The organism is Micromonospora sp. NPDC018662, assembly GCF_044391475.1.
In the GTDB taxonomy this organism is placed as follows: domain Bacteria; phylum Actinomycetota; class Actinomycetes; order Mycobacteriales; family Micromonosporaceae; genus Micromonospora.
This window is the reverse complement of the sequence record NZ_JBISAC010000003.1, coordinates 537,115-560,811: the sequence shown is the minus strand read 5'-3', so window position 1 is coordinate 560,811 and position 23,697 is coordinate 537,115. Positions and strand designations below refer to the sequence as shown.

The window sequence follows — 23,697 nt, the reverse complement described above, 5'->3', positions numbered from 1 at the left end:
GCGGCACCCGGCGTCCCGGCCGGTCAGCCCTTGTTCTTGATCTGGCTGTTCCAGTGGTTGATCCACTCGGTCTCGTTCTTGCCGATCACGTCCCAGTCGACGTCCAGCGGCTTGAGGTTGAGCTGGGCCAGCCACTCCGGCTTCTCCGCGATGTCCACGGCCGGGATCTGGTAGTAGTCCTTGGCCAGCTCGGCGCGGAGCGAGTCGTCGAAGAGGAACTCCAGGAACTTCTGCGCGCCCTCGCTGTTGCCGCCCTTGACCTGGGCCAGACCGTCGACCAGCACCGGGGCGCCGGAGGTCGGCATCACGTAGCCGAACGGCATGTTGGCCTGGTTGGCCTGGAGCAGGATGTCCTGGAGGTTCCAGGCGCTCAGCGTGCCCTGCTGGCGGGACAGCTTCAGGTAGAGGTCGGTCGGGTTGGCCGCGTACGCGCCGGTGTTGGCGTCGAGCTTCTTCAGCCAGTCGTAGCCGGGCTGCGGGTTGCTGCCGTCGGGCGACTGCCGCACGATCATCGAGGCGTAGATCGACCGCATGGTGCCGGACGCGGCCACGTCCCGGATGATGATCTTGTCCTTGAACTCCGGCTTCAGCAGGTCGTCCCAGTCCTTCGGGGCCTGCTCCGGGGTGAGCGCCTTGTTGTTGTACATGATGACCTCGGGCAGCAGGATCTCACCGAACCACCGGCCCTGCGGGTCCTTGTACTTCTCGTCCATCTTGTCGGCGAACGACGGCTTCCAGCCGGTGAGCAGGTCCTCGGACGCGCCCGACGCGAGACCCTGCTGGGTGCCGCCCCACCAGACGTCGGCCTGCGGGTTGGCCTTCTCCGCCCGGACCCGCTCCAGGATCTCCTGGGCGCCCAGGTTGAGCACCTCGACCTTGCCCTTGTACTCGGGGTACTTGGCGGTGAACTTGTCGACGACGAAGGTGGTGACCTTCTTGTCGCGGGCCGTGTAGATCGTCAGCTTCTCGACCTCGCCGGAGCCGGAGCCGGAGTCACCGGAGCCGCCGCCGCAGGCGGTGCCGGCGGCGAGGACGGTGGCGAGCGCACCGGCGAGCAGGAGTCGACGTCTCATGGGGTACCTCCGAGGGGTGTTGTGGGGGGTGGTGCGGTCAGGGGGCGGGTAGCAGGGTGGACAGGCCGGACGCGGCGGCCGAGAGCGCGTAGCTGACCGCGCCGTGGAGCACCGCCTGGTCACCGAGGACCGCGCGGCGGACCTCGGTCGGGCTGGGCGCGCCGGCGGACACCAGCGCCTGGAGCCGTGCCACGGCGGCGTCGTCGAGGTCGGCCGCGGCGCCGCTGAGCAGCACCCGGCCGGGGTCGATCACGCAGGCGCAGGAGACGATGAGCCGGGACCAGGCGGCGAGCACCTCGGCCAGGTACGCGGCGGCCCGCTCGTCGTCGGCGGCCAGCTCCACCAGCGCCCGTACCGGTGCGGACGGCCGCCGCCCCGGAGCGAGCGCCACCACCCGCTCGGCGATGGCGCCGGCCGACCAGCGGGCCTCGAACGGGCCGATGCCGTCGTGGCCCCGGTCGGCCGGGTCGAGCGGCAGGAAGCCGACCTCGCCGGCCGCGCCGCCGGAGCCGCGCCGGACCTGTCCGTCGAGCACCAGGCCGGCGCCGATGCCGTCGGCGACGTGCAGCAGGAGCAGGTCGGCGACGTCGGTCCCGGCGCCGGCCGCGTGCTCACCGGCGGCCATCAGGTTCACGTCGTTGTCGACCACCACCGGCACGCCGAGCCGTCGCTGCACCGACTCCCCCACCGGGCGCGCCTCGACCAGTCCGACCGAGGGGGCGAGCCGCACCGCGCCGCCGGTGGAGACACCCGGCGCGGCGATGGCCACGCCCCGCAGCGCGGGCAGCCCGGCGCCGGCCAGTTCCGGCACGGCGGTGCAGATGAGGTCGACGATGTCGCCGGTCCGCCGCACCGTGCGGTGGGCGATCACGGCGCCGTCGCTGTCGGCGATCTCGCAGCTGATCCTGGTCGGTTCCAGCGCGACGGCGGCGACCAGCTCGGCGCGCGGGTTGAACTCGAGGATGGCGCGGGGACGGCCGGCGCGGGAGGCGCCGGGGCCGCGCTCGATCAGGTAGCCCTCGGCGATCAGGTCCCGGACCAGCGGGGTGAGCGTGGCGGGGCTCAGCCCGGTCAGCTCGGTCAGCTCGGCACGGGACAGCACCCGGGCCGAGCGGGCGGCGGAGATCACGCTGCTGCGCTTGATCTCCTTCGACCGCTCACGGCTCACCGGGCTCGTCGGTGGGGTCACCACGTCTGTCACACTTCCTTCCTACGGCGAACGAACTATTGCGTCAAGTCACGATCTGGTCTCGCCGGACTCGCGTCCGAGCACTTCACCTGGACAGATGGGCGGTTCTGGAGCGCTCCGGAACGTTCGGATCCGCCGGCGAGACCACCTCGGCATCTCCGATCAACCCGCCTTTGTTTCGCTCCACGAAAAAAGTGCCCGGCGCGACAGCCCCGGGCACCCGGCACCCCGCCATTGTGGATGGTCGACGTCCGCGCCGCGGGGGCGGCGAGGCCGGGAGCCGGTCCCTACAGTCGGGCCATGAGCACCGACGACCGCGTACGGGCCTGGCTCCGCCGGCAGGGCGCCGAGCAGATCGCGCATCCCGGCGGCACCCTCTACGCCCACCTGTGTCGCGTCGGCGCCCGGCTCGCCGCGCTGGGCTGCGGCGCGGAGGCGCAGGCCGCCGGCCTGACCCACGCCGCCTACGGCACCGACGGATTCGACCACGCCCTGCTCGATCGCGCCGACCGCGCGGTGCTGCGGGATCTCATCGGCGTCGACGCCGAGGAACTCACCTACCTCTACGGCGCCTGCGACCGTGGCCGAACCTGGCGGGCGCTGGCGGAGACCGGCCAGGTGGTCGACCGTTTCACCGGTCGGGTGAGCACGCCGGACGCCGCCCGGCTCCGCTCACTCGTGGACCTGAGCATCGTCAACGAGCTGGACGTCATCGAGCAGGACCCGACCGTGGCCGACCGGTACGGCTCCTTCTTCCGGGACCTGTTCGCCGCCTGGGCCCCGCTCGCCTCCGCGCCGGTCGTCCGCGACGCGCAGCGGGTCCTCGGGCCGTGACCGTGGTACGGGCCGTCTACCCCGGCACCTTCGACCCGTTCACCCCCGGGCACCGGAACGTGGTGGACCGGGCACGCGGCCTCTTCGACGAGGTGGTCGTGCTCGTCGCGATCAACGGCGACAAGCGGCCGGGCGCCGACGAGCAGCAGCGGGCCGCAGCCGTGCAGGCCGCCCTGCCGGCCGGGCGGACCACTGTCACCGTGGCGGCGTGGCGCGGGTTGACCGCCGCCTACTGCCGTCGCCACGGCGCGGAGGTGATCGTGCGCGGCGTGCGAAACACCACCGACCTCCAGGCCGAACACCGGCTCGCCGCGATGAACCAGTCGCTGGGCGTCCCCACCGTCTTCCTACCCGCGCTCCCCGACCTGGCCGCAACATCGTCCACGGCAGTGCGCACGTCAACCCTTCCCCACTTCCCGAATGCTGAGCTCGACGTTCCACTGCATGAGAAACGCGGAGATCTTGGAAGATTTGCGCCCCCATAGGGGCCATTTCGTACCAAGATCTACGTTACGGTCGCCGGCCATGGGTCTGCTCACCTGAGCCTCAACGTCACCCTGGACGGTTGCGTCGACCACCAGGAGGGGATCGCCGACGACGAGACGCACGCCTTCTTCACCCGCCTCATGGACGAGGGCGGAGCGATGCTGTGGGGTCGCGTCACCTACGAGATGATGGAGAGCTCCTGGCCGGCCGTCGCCCGTGGCGACGTGGCAGCGCCACCGGCCATCCGCGAGTGGGCGGTCACGCTGGAGGCCAAACCCAAATACGTGGTGTCGTCGACGCGCACGGACTTCCCGTGGACCAACAGCCACCACATCGCCGACGATCTACGCGACGGGGTGCAGAAGCTCAAGGACGCGAACCCGGCCGGGGTCCCCTCGGCAGCGGCACACTCGCGGCCGAACTCGACCGGCTGGACCTGATCGACGAGTACCGGCTGCTCGTCCACCCCCGGATCGCCGGCCACGGCCCGACGCTGCACCAGGGCGGACTGCCCGCCACGCGCCAGCTCGAACTGCTCTCGGCGACGCCGCTCCGCAACGGCGCGGTGGCCATGCACTACCGCCGCGCGCGCTGACTCACCGCAGTCCGCCACCCGGCCGGTGTGCAGTGAGTGGAACGGCATGGGTGTCACAACGGCGCCGAGACACCCACGGCGTTCCACCGACCGGGTGCGGCGTCAGCGGGTGCGCCCGGCCCGGGTGGCGAAGGCGGTCCAGGCGTCGGGGGTGAAGGTGAGGACCGGACCCGCCGGGTCCTTGCTGTCGCGTACGGCGACCAGGCCGGGCAGGTTGTCGGCAACCTCGACACAGTTGCCGCCGTTGCTACCACTGCGAGTGCTCTTGCGCCAGCGAGCATCGCTCAGGTCAGCCATGGTGAACCTCCGTGAGGATCTTGTTGATCAGCTCTGCTGATTGTCCCCGGTCGAACGCAAGCTCGGTCAGGCTCGCCCAGACCTTTTCGTAGGCGGCGAACTCGTCCGGACGATCGAGGTAGAGCGCTCCGGTCCAGGACTCGCTGTAGACAACCGGAGGTTCCGGGGTGGCCCGGTTCCCGGGCGGGAACTCCAACATGACGAAGGCTCCCGCCTCCACCCCGCGGTGCAGGCCGGCGTCGAGCGGCAGGACCCGGATTGAGACGGCTGGCCGCTGGCCCACCGCCAACAGGTGCCGGAGCTGCCCCGCCATCGTGACTCGCCCACCAACTGTCCGCAGCAGCACCGCCTCGGACAGGACGACCTCGAAGCGGGGCGCGGGCGGCAGACGACGATTCAGCAGCGACTGTCGTTGCAGCCTCACCTCGACAAGGCGATCCCTCTCCGCGTCAGTCACCTCTGCCCGGTGTTGGTAGACGGCGTGCGCATACTCCCTGGTCTGCAGGAGGCCGGGCATCAGCGCGTCGCCGTACTCCCGGAGCCTCCGGGCTGACTGTTCCAGGCTCACGTACAGCTCGAACCAGTCCGGGACGGCGTCGCCGTAGGCGTGCCACCAACCCTTCGCCTTCGTCTCGCTCGCCAGCGCGGCCAGCGCGCCGGTCAACTCCGCGTTCGCGTCGTAGAGCTGGCACATCGCCCGCACGTCCACCCCGCGCGCCGACCCGAGGCCGCTCTCGATCCGCCACACCTTCTGCCGGCTGCACTCCAACGCCTCGGCCGCCGCGTCGAGCGTCACCCCCGCCTCGGTGCGCAACTGCCGCAACGCACGGCCGAGCTGCCGTCGCGGCACCGTCGAACCTATGTCCTCCGCCAACGACCACGCCTCCGTCCCCATTCGCGGCACCCGACATGCCCCTCCGAAATGGATATGCGCGACTCGGAACCAAGTCAAGAATCGGGGCCGAAACGCGCTATAGCGGTTTTCGGAAATGGGAACGACGCTCGTCGACGCCGGCCCGACCGCATGGTCGCGCGGTGGTGACCGAGCGTGTAGCGAGTTCCGGAACCAACCGAATTCATTGACTCCGGTCACTCGCACGCGGTTACGTGGCGGTAGCACCCCACCCCACCACCCCCACGGCACGCGCGCCGCCCCCGACCCGTGCCGGCGACGAAAGGTGCCCGACATGATGCGATTCGGAGCGGCGTACCGACGACGGCCCGGCCGGCTCACCGCGTGCGGCGCGGTCGCCGTCGTGCTCGGCGCGGTCGGCGCGGTCGCCGTCCTCGCCCCGACCGGGGCGTACGCGGCCAGCACCGGCTCGCTGGTGAGCGCCGCGAACGGCAAGTGCCTCGACGTGGCGAACAACTCCACCGCGGACGGCGCGACAGTGCACATGTGGACCTGTTACCCGACCGTCGCCAGTCAGAAGTGGACGCTGGCCGACGACGGCTCGGTGCGGTCCCAGGGCAAGTGCCTGGACGTCGCCAACAACTCGACCGCCAACGGCGCCGTCGTGCACATCTGGACCTGCTACGCCACGGTCACCACCCAGAAGTGGACGCTCACCGCCGCCGGGGACCTGGTCAACGCCGCGTCCGGCAAGTGCCTGGACATCCGCGACAACAACCAGGCCGACGGCGCTCCCCTCCAGATCTAGTCGTGCGCCGGCTCGGCCAACCAGAAGTGGACGTTCACCGGCGTGGGCACGCCAACCACGCCGCCGCCGACCGCCACCCCCACCGGGCCACCGCCCTCGGACACCCCCGTGACCAACCCGGACCTCGGCCCCAACGTCAGCGTCTTCGACCCGTCGATGCCGGCCTCGGCCATCCAGAACCGGCTGAACACGGTCTTCGCCCAGCAGGAGACCAACCAGTTCGGCAACGCCCGGTACGCGTTGCTGTTCAAGCCCGGCACCTACGCGGTGGACGCCAACGTCGGCTTCTTCACCCAGGTCGCCGGCCTGGGTCTCACCCCGGGCCAGACCACCGTCAACGGCCGGGTGCACGTCGAGGCGGACTGGTGGCCGGACGGCTCGCAGAACGCCACCCAGAACTTCTGGCGCTCGGCGGAGGGGCTGACCGTCAACCCGACCGGCGGGCTGGAGCGGTGGTCGGTGTCGCAGGCCGCGCCGTACCGCCGGATGCACGTGCGCGGCAACCTGGCGCTCTCCGACGGCGGCTGGTCGTCCGGGGGTTGGATCTCCGACACCAAGGTGGACGGGCAGATCCAGTCCGGGTCGCAGCAGCAGTGGATCACCCGCAGTTCGCAGATCGGCGGCTGGACCGGGTCCAACTGGAACCAGGTCTTCGTGGGCGTGTCGGGCGCGCCGGGCACCAGCTTCCCGAACCCGCCGTACACCACGATCGGCACCGCGCCGGTGGTGGCCGAGAAGCCCTACCTGTACGTGGACGCGGCCGGCGCGTACCGGGTGTTCGTGCCCGCGAAGCGCACCGACACCGCCGGCACCACCTGGGCCGCCGGCACCCCGGCCGGCCGGTCGATCTCGCTGAGCCAGTTCCAGATCGTGCGACCGGGCGACACCGCGGCGAGCATCAACGCGGCGCTGGCCGCCGGCCGGCACCTGCTGGTCACGCCCGGCGTCTACCAGCTCGACCAGACGCTGAACGTGACCCGGCCGGGCACCGTCGTGCTCGGTCTGGGCCTGGCCACGTTCGTGCCGCGCAACGGCGTCACCGCGATGACGATCGCGGACGTGGACGGGGTACGGCTGGCCGGCGTGCTCTTCGACGCCGGCACCACCAACTCGGCCGTGCTGCTCCAGGTCGGGCCACCTGGGTCGAACGCCGACCACGCGGCCGACCCGACAGTGCTGTCCGACGTCTTCGTCCGGGTCGGCGGCGCGATCGCCGGACGGGCGACCGTGAGCATGCAGATCAACAGCGACGACGTGATCGGTGACCACGCCTGGATCTGGCGGGCCGACCACGGCAACGGCGGCACGGTCGGCTGGACCGTCAACACCGGCCGCAACGGGCTGGTCGTCGATGGCGACGACGTCACGTTCTACGGCCTGTTCGTGGAGCACTACCAGCAGTACCAGACCATCTGGAACGGCGAGAACGGGCGGACCTACTTCTATCAGAACGAGATGCCCTACGACCCGCCGAACCAGGCCGCCTGGATGAACGGGTCGACCCGGGGCTGGGCGGCGTACAAGGTCGCCGACTCGGTCACCAACCACCAGGCGTGGGGGTTGGGCAGCTACTGCTTCTTCACCGTCAACCCGGCCGTGGTGAGCGCCCGCGCGTTCGAGGTGCCGGTGCGGCCGGGCGTGCGGTTCCGCAACATGGTGACGGTCTCGCTGGGCGGCGTCGGCACCATCAGCCACGTCATCAACGACACCGGGGCCACCGTCGACAGCGGCCACCAGGTGACCAGCATCGTCAGCGGTCCCTGACCGGGCGGGTGGTGGGCCGGCCCTCGGCAGGGGGCCGGCCCACACCCCCGACCACCCCTTAACGAGCCCTGCGCATATTGACGGACATCATCGGCATCGGCAGACTCCCGACCACCACCACCCCCTGATCCCGCTCCGGGAGGGCGCCATGAACCGTCCCCACCTGCCGCTGAGGCGTACGGCCGCACGACTGGCCGCGCTCGCCGCGGCCACCGCCGGCGTGCTGCTCGCCGTCACCGCGCCCGCCAACGCCGCCGTGCCCGCCGGGCGTTACGTGGCGCTCGGCGACTCGTACACCGCCGGCCCGCTCATCCCCACCCAGGTCGACCTGAACTGCCTGCGGTCCAACCGCAACTACCCGACGCTGGTCGCCGCCTCCGCCGGGTCGTCGTCGTTCGCGGACGTGAGCTGCTCCGGCGCCACCACCGACGACATCCTGTACGGCGGCGACGGCCAGCTCGGCATCAACCTGCCGCCGCAGCTCAACGCCGTCACCTCGACCACGGCGCTGGTGACGGTGCAGATCGGCGGCAACGACATCGGGTTCTCCGGGATCATCAGCGACTGCGCGGAGGCGAGCGTCAGCAGCCCGCTCGGCTCGCCGTGCAAGAACCGGTTCACCGCCGGCGGCACCGACCAGCTCCGGGCCCGGATCACCGCCACGGTGCCGAAGGTGACAGCGGTGCTGCGCGCGGTGCGGCAGGCCGCGCCGAACGCCCGGGTCGTGGTGCTCGGCTACCCGGCGATCCTGCCGGACAGCGGGTACGGCTGCTGGCCGGTGGTGCCGATCGCCTACCAGGACGTGCCGTACCTGCGCGGGGTGGAGAAGGCGCTGAACACCATGCTGGCCGACACCGCGGCGGCCAACGGCGCGAGCTACGCCGACGTCTACACCCCGTCGATCGGCAAGGACACGTGCAAGAGCAGCGGCACCCGCTGGGTCGAGGGCCTGGTGCCGCAGACTTCGGCCGCGCCGTTCCACCCGAACGCCCGGGGCGAGCAGGGCATGGCGACCGCCCTGCTGGCGCACCTGTCCTGACCGGCCCCCGGCCGGTAACGCGCGGAGATCTTGGAAGCAAAGGGCCCTCATCGGGGCCGTCCGCTTCCAAGATCTCCGCGCGGTGCGGTCAGGGGGTCTCGAACCGTTCGCGGGTGAGGAACGCCAACTGGGCGCGCTTGTCCGGCAGGTCGATCTCGTCGGCGAGTGCGAAGCCCTCGGTGCGCAGTCGACGCAGCGCGGCCTCGTTGCGGACGTCCGGCTCGGCCACCACCCGCCGGGCGGCCGGGTCGCGCAGCAGGAACCGGATCAGCGCCGGGACGACGGCCGAGGTGAGGCCGCGCGCGTACCGTCGGGGCGGGTTGAGCAGCAGGTGCATGCCGACGTCGCCGGGCCGGACCGGGTAGCGCTCCCCCACCGGGTCGGCCTCCGGCCGGTAGGTCTGGAACAGCCCGACCGGCTCCCCGTCCAGCATGATCAGGTACGCGTGGTGGGTGTCCAGCCCGTCCAGGAAGGCGTAGACCGCACGCACGTCGTCGAGGGTGTGTGCGCCCATGCCCCAGAACCGGTTGCGGGGCAGCGTGACCCAGCCGTGCAGCAGCTCGGCGTGTTGGTCCGGGCGCACCGGCGCCAACGCCAGCGCGCCGAGGTCGGGGTGCCGTTCCAGGGGGATAACCATGGTCTCGTCCTTAGGTAGCGAGCCGGCGGGCACCGGGATCAGCGTGCCGGCGACCCAGTGCGGGAACTGGTCGGTGAAGTGCGGGTCGCCGGGCCGCCCGGACGCGCCGAACGGGACGATCCAGCGGCTGGCGGCCCGGTCGGTCAGGTCCCACACGTAGCGGGCGACCGGGCCCCGCCAGCAGGCGACGGAGACGCCGGGAACGCTGGACGTGGCCAGCACACAGTCGGTGTCCCCGCCGAGCGCCGCCCGCTCGCGCATCGCCGCGACGGCGGCCGTGGTCTCGGCGGCCACGCCCAGGTGCAGCGGGTGCGGCAGGTGCCGGCGGCCCCACGGCTCGGGCGGCGGTCCGGCGGCCACCTCGACCAACGCGTCGACCCCGAGCGACACGACGTCGACGCCGGGCCCGTCGAGGAGATGGTCCAGGGCCAGGCCGATCCGGGTGGCCGGGTCGGTCCAGGGGGCGAACAGCTCGTCGTACCCGGACGGCTCGTGCAGCGCACGCAGCGACGGATGCGCGACCAGCCGGCGGGCGAGCGCGGCACGCCAGGCCGCGTACGCGCCGGCGTCGGGCGAGTCGGCCGCCATCACGCGGTCCCAGGCCAGCAGCCGGTCGCACAGCGCGCGGGCCGGCGCGCCGAGCCCGACGGCGTCGAGCCGGCGCAGCAGCCGGTACGTCGGGGTCGCCGGGAGGCGGGCGTCGGTGTGCACTGTGGACGCCTCGACGCCGTCGGTGAGCAGGGCGCGGATCCGCCGGGCGCGGTGCGGTGGCGCGAAGTCGACGCCGTGCGCGGCGACGTCCGGGCGACGGTCGTTGGCGCAGACCGCGACCCCGTCGCCCGCCCGGCCCGCACGACCGTCGCCGTCGGACCGGCGGGCCGCGCGACCGACGCCGTCGGTCGCCACCGTCTCGTCCACCATCGGCAGGTAGTCGCCGCGCCAGTGGTGGCGCGGCTCCCAGCCGGGCACCGGCTCGCGGCGGCAGCGGTCGTCGCGTACCGGGACCAGGCCGGCGACCAGGCGGCGGACCGTGCCGCCGGGGTCGGCGACGAGCACGCTGTTGACCGGCTCGACCCAGGCGCGCAGCGCGTCCGCGACGTCGCCGGCGTGCCGGGCGCGCAGCAGCGGCAGCAGCGCCTCGAACCCGAGCCGGCCCTCGACGCGGCTCGGCGTGCGCAGGCTGAGCGCCTCGCCGGTGACCCGGTCGTGGTCGATCACCGGGCCGCGCGGCGTCTCGACGATCTCGACGCGTTCCACCGCGCCGCCGCGCACCTCGATCTCCTCGACGTGCCTCGTGACGGGCGTCCAGCCGGACGGGTCGCGCGCCAGCAGCCGGTCGGCGTCGCGGCGGAACTGTTCGCGGTAGACGTCCTGGTAGTCGGCCATCGCGTTGGTGACGGCCCAGGCGACCCCGCCGGCGTGACCGAAGTGCGGCAACCCGGGTACGCCGGGAAAGGCCAGCCCGATCACGTCGAACTCCGGGCAGGCGAGCCGGATCTGCTGGTAGACGCCGGGGAGTTCGAGCAGCCGGTGCGGGTCGCCGGCGATCAGCGGGCCGCGTCCGGTGGCCGGGTCGGCGGGCAGCGCCCAGGCGTTGCTGCCGGCGGACGCCGGCCCCTCCACGGCGAACCGGCCGACCGCCTCGGGGCCGAGCGTGCGGGCGACGTGCGCGTGCCAGAGCTTGTTCGGGAAGGTGGAGAACAGCGCGTGCTGGACCAGGAACACGCCGAGCGGGGTCCAGGGTCGCCACGGCTCCGGCGCGCTGCCGGTGGCGGCGAACTCGGGTGCGCCCTCGGCGCCCTCGGCGAGCCCGTCGTTGACGCCGTCGACGTACGCCGCGATCCAGCGGCGGGTGGCCGGGTCGAGCCGCTCGTGGCAGCGGCGTGCGGTGTCGTCGAGCCGCGCGCGCCGGGCGAACCGGTCCCAGGGCAGCTCCGTCGCGCCGACGTGCGCGGCGAGCCGGCCCTCCGCGCGCCACCGTTCGACGCTGAGCTGCCAGGCCCGGTCCTGCGCGGTGACTCGGCCCTGGAGCCGCGCGAGCGCGTCCACGTCGTCGGCCCACAACTGCGGTACGCCCCACCGGTCGCGCTCGACACGCATCCGACCACCCCTCCTTGATAGTTAGGTGAGCCTAACCTAATCTGACTGCCGCGCGGTGGTTGCCGCGCCCCCTGTCCGCACGACCACCGGGACGTCGTATGAGTTCGACCGCCGGCGCCGCACGCGCCCACCTGTTCCACGCCGATTCCGTCGAGCGGTACCGGGACGTGCTGACCCGGGGCGTCGACCGGGTCGCCCGCCGGGTCGCGGAGGTGGACCGGCCGGGCACCGGCGTCCGACCCGAGGCGCTCGCGCCGCTGGTCGGCGGCATCGACCTGGACCGGCCGCTGGGCGACACCGACGCCGCCCTGGACGAGCTGCACGACGTCTGGCTGCGCGACGCGGTCTGGTTCCACCACCCGCGCTACCTGGCCCACCTGAACTGCCCGGTGGTCATCCCGGCGCTGCTCGGCGAGGCGGTGCTCAGCGCCGTCAACTCCTCGCTGGACACCTGGGACCAGAGCGCCGGCGCCACCCTGATGGAACGCCGGCTGATCGGCTGGACGGCCGGACGGATCGGCCTCGGCGGCACCGCCGACGGCGTCTTCACCAGCGGCGGCACCCAGTCCAACCTCCAGGCCATGCTGCTGGCGCGGGAGGAGGCGTACCGGCGGGAGGTGGGCTCGGCCGCCACCCGGCCGGCCCGGCCGGAGGTGCTGGCCCGGCTGCGCATCATCACGTCGGCGGCCGGCCACTTCAGCGTGCAGAAGGCCGCCAAGCTGCTCGGCCTCGCCGCCGACGCGGTGCTCACCGTGCCCACCGACGCCGGCCGGCGGATGCGCACCGACGAGCTGGCCCGCACCATCGACCGCTGCCGGCGCGACGGGCAGGTGGTGATGGCGGTCGTCGCCACCGCCGGCACCACCGACTTCGGCACCATCGACCCGCTGCCGGAGATCGCCGACATCTGCACCGCCGCCGGCATCTGGCTGCACGTCGACGCCGCGTACGGCTGCGGGTTGCTGGTCTCCCCCACCCGCCGGCACCTGCTCGACGGCATCGAGCGGGCCGCCTCGGTGACCGTCGACTACCACAAGTCGTTCTTCCAGCCGGTCAGCTCCAGCGCGCTGCTGGTGCGCGACGGCCGGACGCTGCGGCACGCCACCTGGCACGCCGACTACCTCAACCCGGCCCGCGCGGCGGAACAGGGCATCCCGAACCAGGTGGACAGGAGCCTCCAGACCACCCGGCGCTTCGACGCGTGCAAGCTGTGGCTGACGCTGCGGATCATGGGGCCGGACGCGATCGGCGCGCTCTTCGACCGGGTCGTCGACCTGGCCGCCGACGCCTGGCGGCACCTCGACGCCGATCCCCGCTTCGAGGTGGCGGCCTCCGGCCAGTTGAGCACCGTGGTCTTCCGGTACGTGCCGCCGGACGCCCCGCCGCACCTGGTCGACGAGGCGAACCTGCACGCCCGCGAGGCGCTCGCCGCCTCCGGCGCCGCGCTGGTCGCCGGCACGAAGGTGGACGGGGCGCACTGGCTGAAGCTGACGCTGCTCAACCCGGAGACCACCGTCGACGACGTCGTCGCGGTGCGCGACCTGATCGCCGACCACGCCGCCTGGTACGCCCGCACCGCGACCACGCTGTCCCCGGTCGGCTGAGGAGAACCATGTCCACCCACGACTTCATCGCCATCGGGCTGGGCCCGTACAACCTCGGTCTGGCCTGCCTGACCGCGCCGATCGACGACCTGGACGGGCTCTTCCTGGAAACCCGCGACGGCGTCGACTGGCATCCCGGGATGCTGCTCGAGTCGGCCCGGTTGCAGACGCCGTTCCTGGCCGACCTGGTCACGCTCGCGGACCCGACCTCGCCGTACTCGTTCCTGAGCCATCTCAAGGAGACCGGCCGGCTCTACCCGTTCTACATCCGGGAGAGCTTCTTCCCGCTGCGCGCCGAGTACAGCGCCTACTGCCGCTGGGCCGCCGGGAAGCTGCCGAACCTGCGCTTCCGGCACACCGTCACCGCCGTCGAGTACGACGACACCGACGACCGCTACCTGGTGCACGCCGACACGCCGGACGGGCCGGTCACCCACCGGGCCCGGCACCTGGTGCTGGGCACCGGCACCCCGCCGCACCTGCCGCCCGCGTGCCAGAACCTGGGCGGCGACCTGATCCACACCTCCCGCTACCGGGAGCACCGCGCGGCGCTGCGGGCCAAGCGCAGCATCACGATCGTCGGCAGCGGCCAGAGCGCCGCCGAGATCTACCACGACCTGCTCGGCGACATCGACACGTACGGCTACCAGCTCACCTGGGTCACCCGCTCACCGCGGTTCTTCCCGCTGGAATACACCAAGCTGACGCTGGAGATGACGTCACCGGACTACGTGGACCACTTCCACGCGCTGCCGGAGGACACCCGCTACCGGCTGGAAGCCGCGCAGAAGCCCCTGTTCAAGGGCATCAACGCCGACCTGATCAACGACATCTACGACACGCTCTACGCCAAGAGCCTGACCGGCCCGGCCCCGACCCGGCTGCTGACCAACACCGAACTGGTCGACGCCGCGTACACCGACGGGCGCTACCGCCTCGGGTTGCGCCACACCGAGCAGGGCCGCACGTTCACCCTGGACACCGACGGCCTGGTGCTGGCCACCGGCTACCGCCACCGGGTGCCGGAGTTCCTCGCGCCGGTGCGCGACCGGCTCCGCTTCGACGCGCACGGCCGCCTCGACGTGGCCCGCAACTACAGCGTCGACCGCACCGGGCGGGGCGTGTTCCTCCAGAACGGCGGCACGCACACGCACAGCATCACGTCGCCCGACCTGGGCATGGGCGCGTACCGCAACTCGTGGATCATCCGGGAGCTGACCGGCCGGGAGCACTACCCGATCGAGCAGAGCATCGCGTTCCAGGAGTTCGGGGTGTCGGCATGAGTGAACGCACCGAGCGCAGCGAGGGCCGTGAGCGCATGCCCGGCCAGCACAGCATGAGCGTGTTCACGCGGATCGACGCGCGGCTCGGCCTGTTCGCGCTGCGCCCGCTGGACGCCGACACCGACGCGCCGCTGCTGCACCGCTGGGTCACCCACCCGAAGGCGGCATTCTGGCTGATGGGCGACGCCGACCTGGCCGGCGTGGCGCGGGAGTACCGGCGGATCGCCGCCCACCCGCACCACGACGCGTACCTCGGGTCCTGGCGCGGCCGGCCGGCGTTCCTGGCCGAACGGTACGACCCGGCCCGGGTGGAGCTGGTCGGGTTGTACGACCCGGAGCCCGGCGACGTCGGCATGCACTTCCTCTGCGCGCCCACCGACACGCCCGCGCACGGCTTCACCCGCGCCGTCATCACCACGGTCCTGGCGTGGCTCTTCGCCGACCCGGCCACCCGCCGGGTGGTGGTGGAGCCGGACGTGCGCAACCACGCCGTGCACGCGCTCAACGCCGCCGTCGGCTTCACCGTCGTCGGCGAGATCCGCAAACCGGAGAAGGACGCGCTGCTCAGCGTCGTCACCCGGGACCAGTTCCGCGACGCCACCGAAGGAGACCCGCCGGCGTGAACCCCATCGCATCCGTCGACCACCTGACCCCCACGGCGTGGTCGACCGCCAACCGGCTGCTGGTGCGCAAGGCGCTCGCCGAGTTCGCCCACGAGCGCCTGATCACCCCCGAGCCGGCCGGCGACGGGTGGTGGACCGTGCACGGCGACGACGGCGCGGTGGAGTACCGGTTCGCCGCCGAGGTGCTCGCGCTCGACCACTGGCACGTCGACGCGGCCAGCATCACCCGACGCCGCGACGGCCGGGAGCTGCCGCCGGACGCGGTCGACCTCTGCCTGGAGCTGCGCGGCGCGCTCGGCCTCACCGACGCGGTCCTGCCGGTCTACCTGGAGGAGATCACCTCCACCCTCGCGGGCACCGCGTACAAGCTGAGCCGGCCGGCGGTCACCGCCGCCGAACTGGCCGCCGCCGACTTCCAGACCATCGAGACCGGCATGACCGAGGGCCATCCCTGCTTCGTGGCCAACAACGGGCGGCTCGGCTTCGGCGTCCACGACCACCATCGGTACGCCCCGGAGGCCGCCGCCCCCCTCCGGCTGCTCTGGCTCGCCGCGCACCGCGACCACACCACGTTCACCTGCGCCGACGACCTGGACTACGACACGCTGGTCCGGGCCGAGCTGGGCGCGGAGACGCGCGCCCGGTTCGCCGCCACGCTGACCGGGCTCGGCCTCGACCCGGCCGAGTATCTGCTCATCCCGGTGCACCCCTGGCAGTGGTGGCACCGGATCGCCGTCACGTTCGCCGGTGAGGTGGCCGAGCGCCGGCTGGTCTGCCTCGGCGAAGGACCGGACGAGCATCTGGCCCAGCAGTCCGTCCGGACCTTCTTCAACGTCACCGACCCGACGAAGCACTACGTGAAGACCGCGCTGTCGGTGCTGAACATGGGCTCCCTGCGCGGGCTGTCGGCGGCGTACATGGCGGCCACACCGGCGATCAACGACTGGCTGGCCGCGCTGATCGCCGACGACCCGGTGTTCACCCGTGCCGGGCTGACGATCCTGCGGGAGCGGGCCGCGATCGGCTACCGGCACCGACAGTACGAGGCGGCGACCGCGCCGGGGTCGCCGTACCGGAAGATGCTGGCCGCGCTCTGGCGGGAGAGCCCGGTCCCCGGCCTGGAACCCGGCCGCCGGCTGGCCACCATGGCCTCGCTGCTGCACTCCGACCGGGCCGGCCGTCCGCTGGCCGGCGCGCTGATCGCGGCGTCCGGGCTGCCGCCGGCGCGGTGGCTGCGCCGCTACCTGGACGCCTACCTGGTGCCGCTGCTGCACAGCCTCTACGCCTACGACCTGGCGTTCATGCCGCACGGCGAGAACGTCATCCTGGTGCTGGACGGCGGCGTGGTGGAGCGGGTGGTGTTCAAGGACATCGCCGAGGAGATCGTGATCATGAACCCGGACGCCGACCTGCCGGAGCGGGTCCGCCGGGTGCGGGCGGCGGTCCCGGACGACGAGAAGATCCTGGCCGTCTTCACCGACGTGTTCGACTGCTTCCTGCGGCACCTGAGCGCCGCGCTGCACACCGCCGGCGTGCTGGATCAGGACGACTTCTGGCGCACCGTCGCCGAGTGCGCCACCGGGTACGCCGAGACGGTGCCGCACCTGGCCGAGCGGATGCGGCGGCACGACCTGTTCGCGCCGGAGTTCCCGTTGTCCTGCCTCAACCGGCTCCAACTGAGGAACAACCAGCAGATGGTGGACCTGACCGACCCGTCCGCCGCGCTCCAGTTCGCCGGCACCCTGACCAACCCGATCGCCCGCTTCGCGTCGCCCCGCTAGGCGCCACGGCGGGCGAGATCTTGGAAAGGAATGGCCCTCATAGGGGCCTTTTCCTACCAAGATCTCGCCCGCCGTCCCGAAAACGGGGTGCGGCACGGGACCGGTCGACTGTCAGGCGGCGGACCCAGCCGAGAAACCGGCCGTACAGCGCCACCGGGTCCGGTGGGTTCGGGCACAGTCGCGTCAGGTCAGCAGTGGCCTCGTTCAGCAACTCGGCCATGTCGACGGCGAGCCAGGTCGTCTCACCGAAGTAGTCGGCGGCCAACTCGACCTGGGCCCTGGCGCACGGCCACGGGTGGGCGCACGCGGTGCAGATCCAGAGGGGCTTGAGCGGGGCGTGGCGCTGCACGTCTGGCCTCCTGGGATGGGCGGCTTGGTCGGACGGCACCCCGCCCCGCCGAGCATCGCCTCCAGCGGGAAGCGGGGGCCTGGAACCACTCCACCGCAATCCCAATGGGTTGTCAATCTGTAAGTGACAAATGCACAGTACAGGTCGTGCATACGTTCGGGCGGTGAGACGACCACGCCTGTACGGGCCCGGCGAGCTGGCCGCCCTGTTCGGCGTATCGCGTCAGCGGGTCCTTCAGATCACCCGCAGGCCCGGGTTCCCCGAGCCTCTCGCCCGGCTGATCGGCATGAACGTCTGGGACGCGGACGAGGTGGACGAGTGGGCCCGGCACCACCGCCCGCCCCGCCCCACAGACGGCGACGAGCAGGGCTGACCAACCGATAGGCGCTCCGCGCCCCGCACCGCGCGAGGCTGGGGCGGTTCAGTGGTGGACCGGCATGGCCAGGGTCCGGTCGCAGTGCGACAGGTCCTCCGGAAGATGCGAGGCGAGCACGAACGTCGACTCCGGACGGCGGTCCAGCGCGGCCCAGAACAGCGCCCGCGCCTGCGCGTCGAGGGACCGGCCGGGCTCGTCCAGCAGGACCACCGGCGGGTCGCCGAGCAGGGCACGGGCGACGCTGACCCGGGCCCGCATGCCGGCCGAGCAGCGGTTCGCCGCCGTCCGGGCGTACCCGGTGATGGCGAACTCCTCCTCGACCCCGGCGACCGCGGCGGCGGCCCGACGGGCGGGCAGGCGCATCCGGGCCACCAGCATCAGGTTGTCGTGCGCGGAGAGGCTGCCGCAGAGCGTCTGCTCCGGGGCGAGCGCCACGCCGACCAGGCGGCGGGCGGCGGCGGAGCCGGCCGGGTGACCGGCGACGGTGGCCCGGCCACGGCTCAGCGTGAGGGTGCCGGCCAGGCAGCGCAGCAGCGTGGTCTTGCCGGCGCCGTTGCCGCCGGTGAGCAGCAGCCGGGTGCCGGGCGCGACCGCCAGATCGAGGCCCGAGAAGACCGGGCGTCGTCCGAAGGCGCGCCCGGCGCCGTCCAGTCGCAGCATGTCTCCCCCTCAGAAACGGACGGAACGATACTAGCGCCGCAGATCAGGGCAGAACCGCAGGCGGCGCACCCATCGAGTCACCTCGGTCCGGAAAGTTGTGTTATACCGGAGATAACCGGCATTCGATATTAATGAGTTCTGCTCGAATTTGTCCCTTGTCGACGCCCCGGTCGTCGACCGGGCGCTGCGGCGTGCCCGCACCGTGGCTCGCCACCCCGAGAGGTAGGTTCGATGTCCTCGCTGTCCCGTCTCCGCGCGCCGGTGGGTTCGGCGTCCGCCGCGCTCACCCCGGCCGGGGTACGGTCGTGACCGCCGGCCTCGCGGTGCGCTGCCTCGCCCTGGACGCCCTCGCGGTGTCCACCAGCGATCTGCTGCGCCGGCACGGCATCGACTGCCTGCTGCTCAAGGGCGCCGGGCTGGCCCGCCGGCTCGGCGTCGACCGGGTCTACGGCGACGTGGACCTGCTCGTCGCGCCGGCGACCATCACCGCCACCGGGGACACCCTCTACGGCGCCGGCTACCGGCTGCGGCTGCCGCCCGACCTCTTCGACGTCACGGGCGACTGGCACGAGCAGTCCTGGGCCGCTCCCGGCCCGCTGCCGCTGACCATCGACCTGCACCGGGGCTTCGCCGGCGTCGGCGACTTCGACGCGCTGTGGCACTGGCTGCGCGCCGGGGCCGAACACCTCGACCTGGCCGGCGGGCGGGTCCTCGTACCCGACGAGGCCGGTGCCGCGCTGGTGGCCGCGCTGCACGCGGCCAGCCCGGCCAGCTTCAGCAAACCCGGCCGGGACCTGGCCGGCGCGCTGGCGGCCATGTCCCCGCACGCCTGGGAGGGGGCCGGCCGGCTGGCCGCGCGCTGCGACGCCGTGCCGGCATTCGTCGCCGGATTGCGGCTGCTGCCGGCCGGGGTGGCGGTCGCCGACCGGATCGGCCTGTCCGACACCCCCGACCCGTCGTCGGTGTGGCTGGCCGCCCGCTTGGCCAGTTCCACCGCGGTCGGCCTGGCCCGACTGGCGGAACCGTCCCGGCCGCAGCACCGCCTCCGGCTCCTCGCCCGGCTGGTGATGCCGTCGCCGGCATACCTGCGCAAGCTCGACCCGGCGGCGCGCGGCGGCCGGTGGCGCCTGCTCTGGGCGTACCTCCGGCGGGCCGGCCGGCACGTCCGGGGAACGCCCCGCGCGCTGCGGGAGCTGCGGACCGCGCGGCGACGTCGTGACTGACCCGGTACGCGCGCTGCGCGCCCTGGCCGGGGTGACCCGCCGGCACGGTCCGCTCGGCCTGGCGCTGGTGGCGTGGACGCTGCTGGCCTGCCGGCGGGTCCGTCGCCAGCTCGCCCGCGGCGGGCTGGACGCGGTCCGCCTCCCCGCGCCGCCGCCCGGCGGCACCGACGCGCTGGTCCGGCGCGCGCTGCGCCGCGGCGGCGGCAACTGCCTGGAGAGCGCGCTGGTCCGGCAGCGCTTCCTCGCCCGACGGCGGGTACTGCGGACCGTGGTGATCGGGGTCAGCGCGCCGGGCGCCGGCTTCCACGCCCACGCCTGGCTCGACGGCGACCCGGACCCGCACCGGCACGGGCTGGCCGAGATCCTGCGCCGGCCCGCGCCGCCCGCCTGGCTGCCCTGACCCGGCTTCTCAGACCCGTTCCAGCAGTCCGGCGGCCTCCAGGTCGGCCAGGAACGACCGCACGTCGGCCATCGCCCGCTCCCGCTCCACAGCGGCCTGCCCGACCAACACCTCGGCCAGTTGGACGGTGGTGGCGCCGGCCACCAGGTACGGCCACAGCGCGGTGGCGGCGCGGTCGAGCGCGAAGTAGACGGACTGCCCGACGTCGAGCAGCACCGTCTCGTCGCCGCTGGTCCGCCACGCCACCCGGTCCCCCCGGACCCGGTACAACACGGATGGTTCACTGGTCATCTCGGCGCCTCCAGATAAGGTCAGTCACGGGTGAGGATCCCTCTGCGCCGGGCCAGCCACAGCGCACGGTCGAAGACGCCGGCGGAGAGCGGCAGCAGCACCGCGGCGGCACCGGCGAGCACCACGGCGGCCCGGCCCCAGTCGCCGCCGGCGAGCGCGGCCCGCAGCCCGTCCAGCGCGGCCCGGGTGGGCAGCACCGCGCACACCGGTTGCAGCACGCCGGGCAGCGCCGAGACCGGGAAGTAGGTGCCGGACAGGAACGACAGCGCCACCACCAGCAGGCGGGCCGCCGGGTCGCCGTACCCGACCGCCACGGTGAGGCCCATCAGCGTGATCCCGAACGGCAACGTGCACAGCGCGGCGAGGACCAGCATGACCGCCACCCCGGGCCAGGACGCGTCGTCGACGCGCAGGCCGAGGACGCCGGCCAGCAGGCCCAGGTAGAGACCGGCGCGCAGCAGCGCGAACGCGAACGGGTAGGCGACCAGGCCCAACGCGAGCGACCAGCCCGGCACCGGCTGTGCCGCGCACAGCTCCAGCATCCCGTCCCGCTGCTCGGCCGTCACGCGCGTGACCACCTGCACGGTCGCGGACTGGAGCACCAGCAGGAACACGATGCCCACCGCCACGAAGTCGAAGTAGCCGCCCGAGCCGGTGATGCCGGCACCCGGATGCGGGACGAGCACCCGGGAGACGAACAGGAAGACCAGCAGGTTCAGCACGCCGAACACCAGGTCCAGCAGGAACGGCACGCGCAGCCCGCGACGCTCGGCCAGGTCCCGGCGCAGCAGCGCCACCACCGCGCGCCCGGCGACCCGCCACCGGGGCGGCACGCCGCCGGCAGCCCGAGTTCCGGGTACGGCGACCGCCGCCTCGATCCTCCTCATCCGCACCTCCCCCGTGGCAACTCGCCGAGCCGGCATCCGGTGACGGCGGGTGCGGGACCGGCCGACCGGGGTCGGCATCGTCGCCTGGCTCCGATCGGCCGGCCGTCTGCGCCGGGCCCGGGACGACGGCGGCCCGGCAGGGCAGACGTTAGGCGGGAAACGAACACCGGCCCGGACGGCCGGAAAGTCAGCTACCCGACAGTTCCGTCCACCGCGTGGTGTAACCACATCGTCGTTCTCGTCCCACCGGCCGCCCTCGGCGCGGCGACGCCGGGCGAACGTGTTACGACACGGCGAACCCCGTCGCCGACCACCGACGTAACGGCGTGCGCGAATCGACCAGTGCGTTGCGGAAAACGGATCGGCCGTCCGATTCGGTGTGTCGCGCTCCGCCCGGACGTCGGTGACAGACCGTTGCCGCCCGGCAAGTGACCCGTTCATCCAGGGGTACGCGCCCGGACCGGCGCAGCGGGAGGTGACGCGTGACAGTGCAGTGGACGGGCCGACCGGAGTCGGCCGACCACGACGTGGTGGAGACCGACGACCCCGAACACGCCCACCACCTCATCGCCCGCCGGTACGGCGACCACCGGGCCCGGATCCCCGGCGAGACGCTGCGCGCGTCGGGAGTGGCGGCGCCGGCGGAGCCGGCCCGGTGACTGACGACCGCGCGGCCCGGCGGTTCGAGCTGTCCACCCGGGACCCGGACGTCGCCCGCCGAGCCGTCGCCGAGGTGTGCGGGGACCACCGACCGCACTTCCGGGGCACCCGACGCGACTTCCGCTTCGCGTGGCGCGGCGTGCAGGCCGGTCCGCTCGGCCTGACCCGGGCCGCGCACTCCATGGACGCCTGGACGGAGGCCGGGCCGTACCCCGACTTCCTGGCCGTGCACGTGGTGCGGGGCCGGTTCCGGTTCGCCGACGGTGACGAGGAGCTGCTGGTGCCGGCCGGCGGCGTCGGCCGCTACCCGCTGCGCCGGTCGGTGCTGGCCTGGACCGACGTGGTGGCCACCACGGTCCGGCTGCCGATGGAGCAGGTGACGCGCGTCGCGGCCAACCGGGTGGAAGCCGCCCCGCACACGTTCCGCTTCCTCGGCCTCGCGCCGGTGTCGCCGGCCATGGCCCGGGCCTGGGCGCACCTGTCGGCGTTCCTCTACCGGCTGTCCGCCACCGGCGACCACGGCCTCGACCAGCCGCTCGTCCAGGCGTCGCTGGCCGACCTGACCGCGACCACCGCGCTCACCGTCTTCCCGAACACCACCATGACCGTCGGCTACGTGCCGCAGCCCCGCCGGGTCGCGCCGTCGATCGTCCGACGCGCGCAGGCGTACCTGGACGAGCACGCCGCCGAACCGGTCACCGTGGCCCAGGTCGCCGCCGCCTGCGGGGTCGGACCGCGCGGACTCCAGGCCGCGTTCCAGCGACACGTCGGCTACAGCCCGCTGACCTACCTCCGCCAGGTGCGTCTCGCCCGCGCCCACCGCGACCTGCTCACCGCCGACCCCGCCGGCGGCGAGACGGTGGCCGGCATCGCCCGGCGCTGGGGCTGGACCAGCCCCGGCCGCTTCGCCGCCGCCTACCGCGACTCGTACGGCCGACCGCCCCGGGAGACGCTGCGCGAGTGACCGGTCAGCACTCGGCCCGGCCGGCCCGCCAGTAGCCCATGAACGCCACCGCCCGGCGGTCGAGCCCCCGGTCGGTGACCAGGTGCCGGCGCAGGCCCCGGATCACCGCCGCCTCGCCGGCCAGCCAGGCGTAGAGCGGGGCGTCGTCGGGCCGGTCCGGCACCTCCCAGAGGATCTCCCGGTCGACGTCCACCTCGGCCGGCGGCGGGCCGGCCGGCGACCCGGCGGGCGCCGGCACCAGCCGGGCGGCGAGGCCCGTCACGGCCGGGGTGAGCCGGCTGCCGTGCGGGGCGCCGCCGCGGGGCAGCCAGGTCACTGTCACGCCGGCCGGTACGCGGCACGGCAGCTCGTCCCCCGCCTCCGGCACCTCCACCACGGCGTGGCCGTGCGCGTCGGCCGGCAGCCGGTCCAGGATCGCGCAGATCGCCGGTGCGGCTGTCTCGTCGCCGGCCAGCAGCAGCGTCGCGCCGGCCGGCGGCCGGAACTCGACGCCGCCGTGCCCGCCCGGCCAGCCGGCGTCCGGGCCGACCAGTGCGAGCCGGTCCCCGAGCCGGGCCCGTCGCGCCCACCGGGTGGCCGGGCCGCCGTCGCCGTGCAGCGCCACGTCCACGTCCACCTCGTACGCCTCCGGCCGGGCCGCCCGGACCGTGTAGGTGCGGATCGGGCTGCGCTCCTCCGCCGGCAGGTCGCGCCACCGCTGGTACCAGTCGGGCCCGTCGGGCAGCTCCGCCGCGCCGCCGTCGACCACCGGCAGCGCCAGCTTGATCCGCTGGTCGTAGCCGTTGTCGGCGAACCGGTCCAGGTCCGGGCCGGTGAACGTGACGCGCAGGAACGACGGGCCGAGCCGGCGCAGCGCGCGGACCTCGACGGTGAACACGCGCCACGGCGCGGCGGCCAGGGTGCTGGTCATGGTGACTTCCT

The 23,697-nt window shown here is 73.3% G+C and carries 24 protein-coding genes and 2 pseudogenes; 15 read left to right on the top strand and 11 right to left on the bottom strand.

Annotated features, from left to right (window positions below):
• Nucleotides 1-23: 23 nt before the first annotated feature.
• Together ACH495_RS12115 and ACH495_RS12110 are read right to left on the bottom strand one after the other, a co-directional pair.
• Nucleotides 24-1,073 (bottom strand): extracellular solute-binding protein, encoded by a 1,050-nt coding sequence (locus tag ACH495_RS12115; RefSeq protein WP_396857747.1) that lies wholly within the window; start codon nucleotides 1,071-1,073, stop codon nucleotides 24-26.
• A gap of 37 nt (nucleotides 1,074-1,110) precedes the next feature.
• Complete coding sequence (locus tag ACH495_RS12110; protein WP_396857746.1) at nucleotides 1,111-2,274, bottom strand: ROK family protein; 1,164 nt, start codon at nucleotides 2,272-2,274, stop codon at nucleotides 1,111-1,113.
• Nucleotides 2,275-2,562: 288 nt separating this feature from the next.
• Between ACH495_RS12110 and ACH495_RS12105 the strand changes: the two genes are divergently transcribed.
• The 3 genes and pseudogenes from ACH495_RS12105 (at nucleotide 2,563) to ACH495_RS12095 (ending at nucleotide 4,177) form a co-directional block, all read left to right on the top strand.
• Complete coding sequence (locus tag ACH495_RS12105) at nucleotides 2,563-3,096, top strand: DUF6817 domain-containing protein (protein ID WP_396857745.1); 534 nt, start codon at nucleotides 2,563-2,565, stop codon at nucleotides 3,094-3,096.
• A complete protein-coding gene (gene coaD / locus ACH495_RS12100; RefSeq protein WP_396857744.1) occupies nucleotides 3,093-3,581 on the top strand; it encodes a pantetheine-phosphate adenylyltransferase in 489 nt (162 codons plus the stop codon). The genes ACH495_RS12105 and coaD overlap by 4 nt, the downstream gene beginning before the upstream one ends.
• A 40-nt stretch (nucleotides 3,582-3,621) precedes the next feature.
• Nucleotides 3,622-4,177 (top strand): annotated as a pseudogene (locus ACH495_RS12095) (dihydrofolate reductase family protein).
• A gap of 102 nt (nucleotides 4,178-4,279) precedes the next feature.
• On the opposite strand, the gene ACH495_RS12090 reads toward ACH495_RS12095, so the two are convergent.
• Together ACH495_RS12090 and ACH495_RS12085 are read right to left on the bottom strand one after the other, a co-directional pair.
• Nucleotides 4,280-4,474 (bottom strand): DUF397 domain-containing protein, encoded by a 195-nt coding sequence (locus ACH495_RS12090; protein WP_396857743.1) that lies wholly within the window; start codon nucleotides 4,472-4,474, stop codon nucleotides 4,280-4,282.
• Nucleotides 4,467-5,348, bottom strand: a complete 882-nt coding sequence (locus ACH495_RS12085; protein WP_396858044.1) for a helix-turn-helix domain-containing protein — start codon at nucleotides 5,346-5,348, stop codon at nucleotides 4,467-4,469. The genes ACH495_RS12090 and ACH495_RS12085 overlap by 8 nt, the downstream gene beginning before the upstream one ends.
• 313 nt (nucleotides 5,349-5,661) lie before the next feature.
• On the opposite strand from ACH495_RS12085, the gene ACH495_RS12080 reads away from it, so the two are divergent.
• The 3 genes from ACH495_RS12080 (at nucleotide 5,662) to ACH495_RS12070 (ending at nucleotide 8,938) form a co-directional block, all read left to right on the top strand.
• Nucleotides 5,662-6,135 (top strand): ricin-type beta-trefoil lectin domain protein, encoded by a 474-nt coding sequence (locus ACH495_RS12080; RefSeq protein WP_396857742.1) that lies wholly within the window; start codon nucleotides 5,662-5,664, stop codon nucleotides 6,133-6,135.
• Between the two features lie 42 nt (nucleotides 6,136-6,177).
• Nucleotides 6,178-7,899, top strand: coding sequence for a coagulation factor 5/8 type domain-containing protein (locus ACH495_RS12075; RefSeq protein ID WP_396857741.1), 1,722 nt, complete (start codon nucleotides 6,178-6,180; stop codon nucleotides 7,897-7,899).
• A gap of 148 nt (nucleotides 7,900-8,047) precedes the next feature.
• Entirely contained in the window at nucleotides 8,048-8,938 is an 891-nt protein-coding gene (locus ACH495_RS12070) for an SGNH/GDSL hydrolase family protein (protein ID WP_396857740.1), read from the top strand.
• Nucleotides 8,939-9,026: 88 nt separating this feature from the next.
• Here ACH495_RS12070 and ACH495_RS12065 read toward each other — a convergent pair whose 3' ends face one another.
• Together ACH495_RS12065 and ACH495_RS12060 are read right to left on the bottom strand one after the other, a co-directional pair.
• Nucleotides 9,027-9,575 (bottom strand): GNAT family N-acetyltransferase, encoded by a 549-nt coding sequence (locus ACH495_RS12065; protein ID WP_396858043.1) that lies wholly within the window; start codon nucleotides 9,573-9,575, stop codon nucleotides 9,027-9,029.
• Nucleotides 9,576-9,605: 30 nt separating this feature from the next.
• Nucleotides 9,606-11,675, bottom strand: a pseudogene (locus ACH495_RS12060) (penicillin acylase family protein); the annotation flags it as partial.
• A gap of 98 nt (nucleotides 11,676-11,773) precedes the next feature.
• On the opposite strand from ACH495_RS12060, the gene ACH495_RS12055 reads away from it, so the two are divergent.
• Genes ACH495_RS12055 through ACH495_RS12040 form a run of 4 tightly spaced genes read left to right on the top strand, consistent with a single transcriptional unit; the run spans nucleotide 11,774 to nucleotide 16,966 of the window.
• Nucleotides 11,774-13,279, top strand: coding sequence for a pyridoxal phosphate-dependent decarboxylase family protein (locus ACH495_RS12055; RefSeq protein WP_396857739.1), 1,506 nt, complete (start codon nucleotides 11,774-11,776; stop codon nucleotides 13,277-13,279).
• 8 nt (nucleotides 13,280-13,287) lie between these two features.
• The gene (locus ACH495_RS12050) at nucleotides 13,288-14,562 is read left to right on the top strand and encodes a lysine N(6)-hydroxylase/L-ornithine N(5)-oxygenase family protein (RefSeq protein WP_396857738.1); all 1,275 of its coding nucleotides are present in this window, start codon (nucleotides 13,288-13,290) and stop codon (nucleotides 14,560-14,562) included.
• A 53-nt stretch (nucleotides 14,563-14,615) separates the two neighbouring features.
• Complete coding sequence (locus tag ACH495_RS12045; protein ID WP_396858042.1) at nucleotides 14,616-15,185, top strand: GNAT family N-acetyltransferase; 570 nt, start codon at nucleotides 14,616-14,618, stop codon at nucleotides 15,183-15,185.
• Nucleotides 15,182-16,966: an IucA/IucC family protein gene (locus tag ACH495_RS12040; RefSeq protein ID WP_396857737.1), complete on the top strand. Its 1,785-nt coding sequence runs from the start codon at nucleotides 15,182-15,184 to the stop codon at nucleotides 16,964-16,966. Before ACH495_RS12045 ends, ACH495_RS12040 begins: the two co-directional genes overlap by 4 nt.
• Nucleotides 16,967-17,003: 37 nt before the next feature.
• Here ACH495_RS12040 and ACH495_RS12035 read toward each other — a convergent pair whose 3' ends face one another.
• Nucleotides 17,004-17,315 (bottom strand): flavin reductase, encoded by a 312-nt coding sequence (locus tag ACH495_RS12035; protein WP_396857736.1) that lies wholly within the window; start codon nucleotides 17,313-17,315, stop codon nucleotides 17,004-17,006.
• 163 nt (nucleotides 17,316-17,478) lie between these two features.
• Between ACH495_RS12035 and ACH495_RS12030 the strand changes: the two genes are divergently transcribed.
• Nucleotides 17,479-17,688 carry an AlpA family transcriptional regulator gene (locus ACH495_RS12030; protein WP_089155922.1) on the top strand — a complete coding sequence of 70 codons (210 nt, stop codon included), beginning with the start codon at nucleotides 17,479-17,481 and terminating at the stop codon, nucleotides 17,686-17,688.
• A gap of 48 nt (nucleotides 17,689-17,736) precedes the next feature.
• On the opposite strand, the gene ACH495_RS12025 is transcribed toward ACH495_RS12030, so the two are convergent.
• Entirely contained in the window at nucleotides 17,737-18,351 is a 615-nt protein-coding gene (locus ACH495_RS12025) for an ATP-binding cassette domain-containing protein (RefSeq protein WP_396857735.1), read from the bottom strand.
• A gap of 305 nt (nucleotides 18,352-18,656) precedes the next feature.
• On the opposite strand from ACH495_RS12025, the gene ACH495_RS12020 reads away from it, so the two are divergent.
• Nucleotides 18,657-19,574 carry a nucleotidyltransferase family protein gene (locus ACH495_RS12020; protein ID WP_396857734.1) on the top strand — a complete coding sequence of 306 codons (918 nt, stop codon included), beginning with the start codon at nucleotides 18,657-18,659 and terminating at the stop codon, nucleotides 19,572-19,574.
• Nucleotides 19,567-19,974: a lasso peptide biosynthesis B2 protein gene (locus ACH495_RS12015; protein ID WP_396857733.1), complete on the top strand. Its 408-nt coding sequence runs from the start codon at nucleotides 19,567-19,569 to the stop codon at nucleotides 19,972-19,974. Before ACH495_RS12020 ends, ACH495_RS12015 begins: the two co-directional genes overlap by 8 nt.
• A gap of 9 nt (nucleotides 19,975-19,983) precedes the next feature.
• Here ACH495_RS12015 and ACH495_RS12010 read toward each other — a convergent pair whose 3' ends face one another.
• Nucleotides 19,984-20,265: a PqqD family protein gene (locus ACH495_RS12010; RefSeq protein ID WP_396857732.1), complete on the bottom strand. Its 282-nt coding sequence runs from the start codon at nucleotides 20,263-20,265 to the stop codon at nucleotides 19,984-19,986.
• Nucleotides 20,266-20,285: 20 nt separating this feature from the next.
• Nucleotides 20,286-21,152: an ABC transporter permease gene (locus ACH495_RS12005; RefSeq protein WP_396857731.1), complete on the bottom strand. Its 867-nt coding sequence runs from the start codon at nucleotides 21,150-21,152 to the stop codon at nucleotides 20,286-20,288.
• 482 nt (nucleotides 21,153-21,634) lie between these two features.
• Here ACH495_RS12005 and ACH495_RS12000 point away from each other — a divergent pair, with 482 nt between their 5' ends.
• Complete coding sequence (locus tag ACH495_RS12000; protein ID WP_396857730.1) at nucleotides 21,635-21,811, top strand: hypothetical protein; 177 nt, start codon at nucleotides 21,635-21,637, stop codon at nucleotides 21,809-21,811.
• The gene (locus tag ACH495_RS11995) at nucleotides 21,808-22,776 is read left to right on the top strand and encodes an AraC family transcriptional regulator (RefSeq protein WP_396857729.1); all 969 of its coding nucleotides are present in this window, start codon (nucleotides 21,808-21,810) and stop codon (nucleotides 22,774-22,776) included. Before ACH495_RS12000 ends, ACH495_RS11995 begins: the two co-directional genes overlap by 4 nt.
• A gap of 4 nt (nucleotides 22,777-22,780) precedes the next feature.
• On the opposite strand, the gene ACH495_RS11990 is transcribed toward ACH495_RS11995, so the two are convergent.
• The gene (locus ACH495_RS11990; protein WP_396857728.1) at nucleotides 22,781-23,686 is read right to left on the bottom strand and encodes a siderophore-interacting protein; all 906 of its coding nucleotides are present in this window, start codon (nucleotides 23,684-23,686) and stop codon (nucleotides 22,781-22,783) included.
• Nucleotides 23,687-23,697 lie beyond the last annotated feature (11 nt).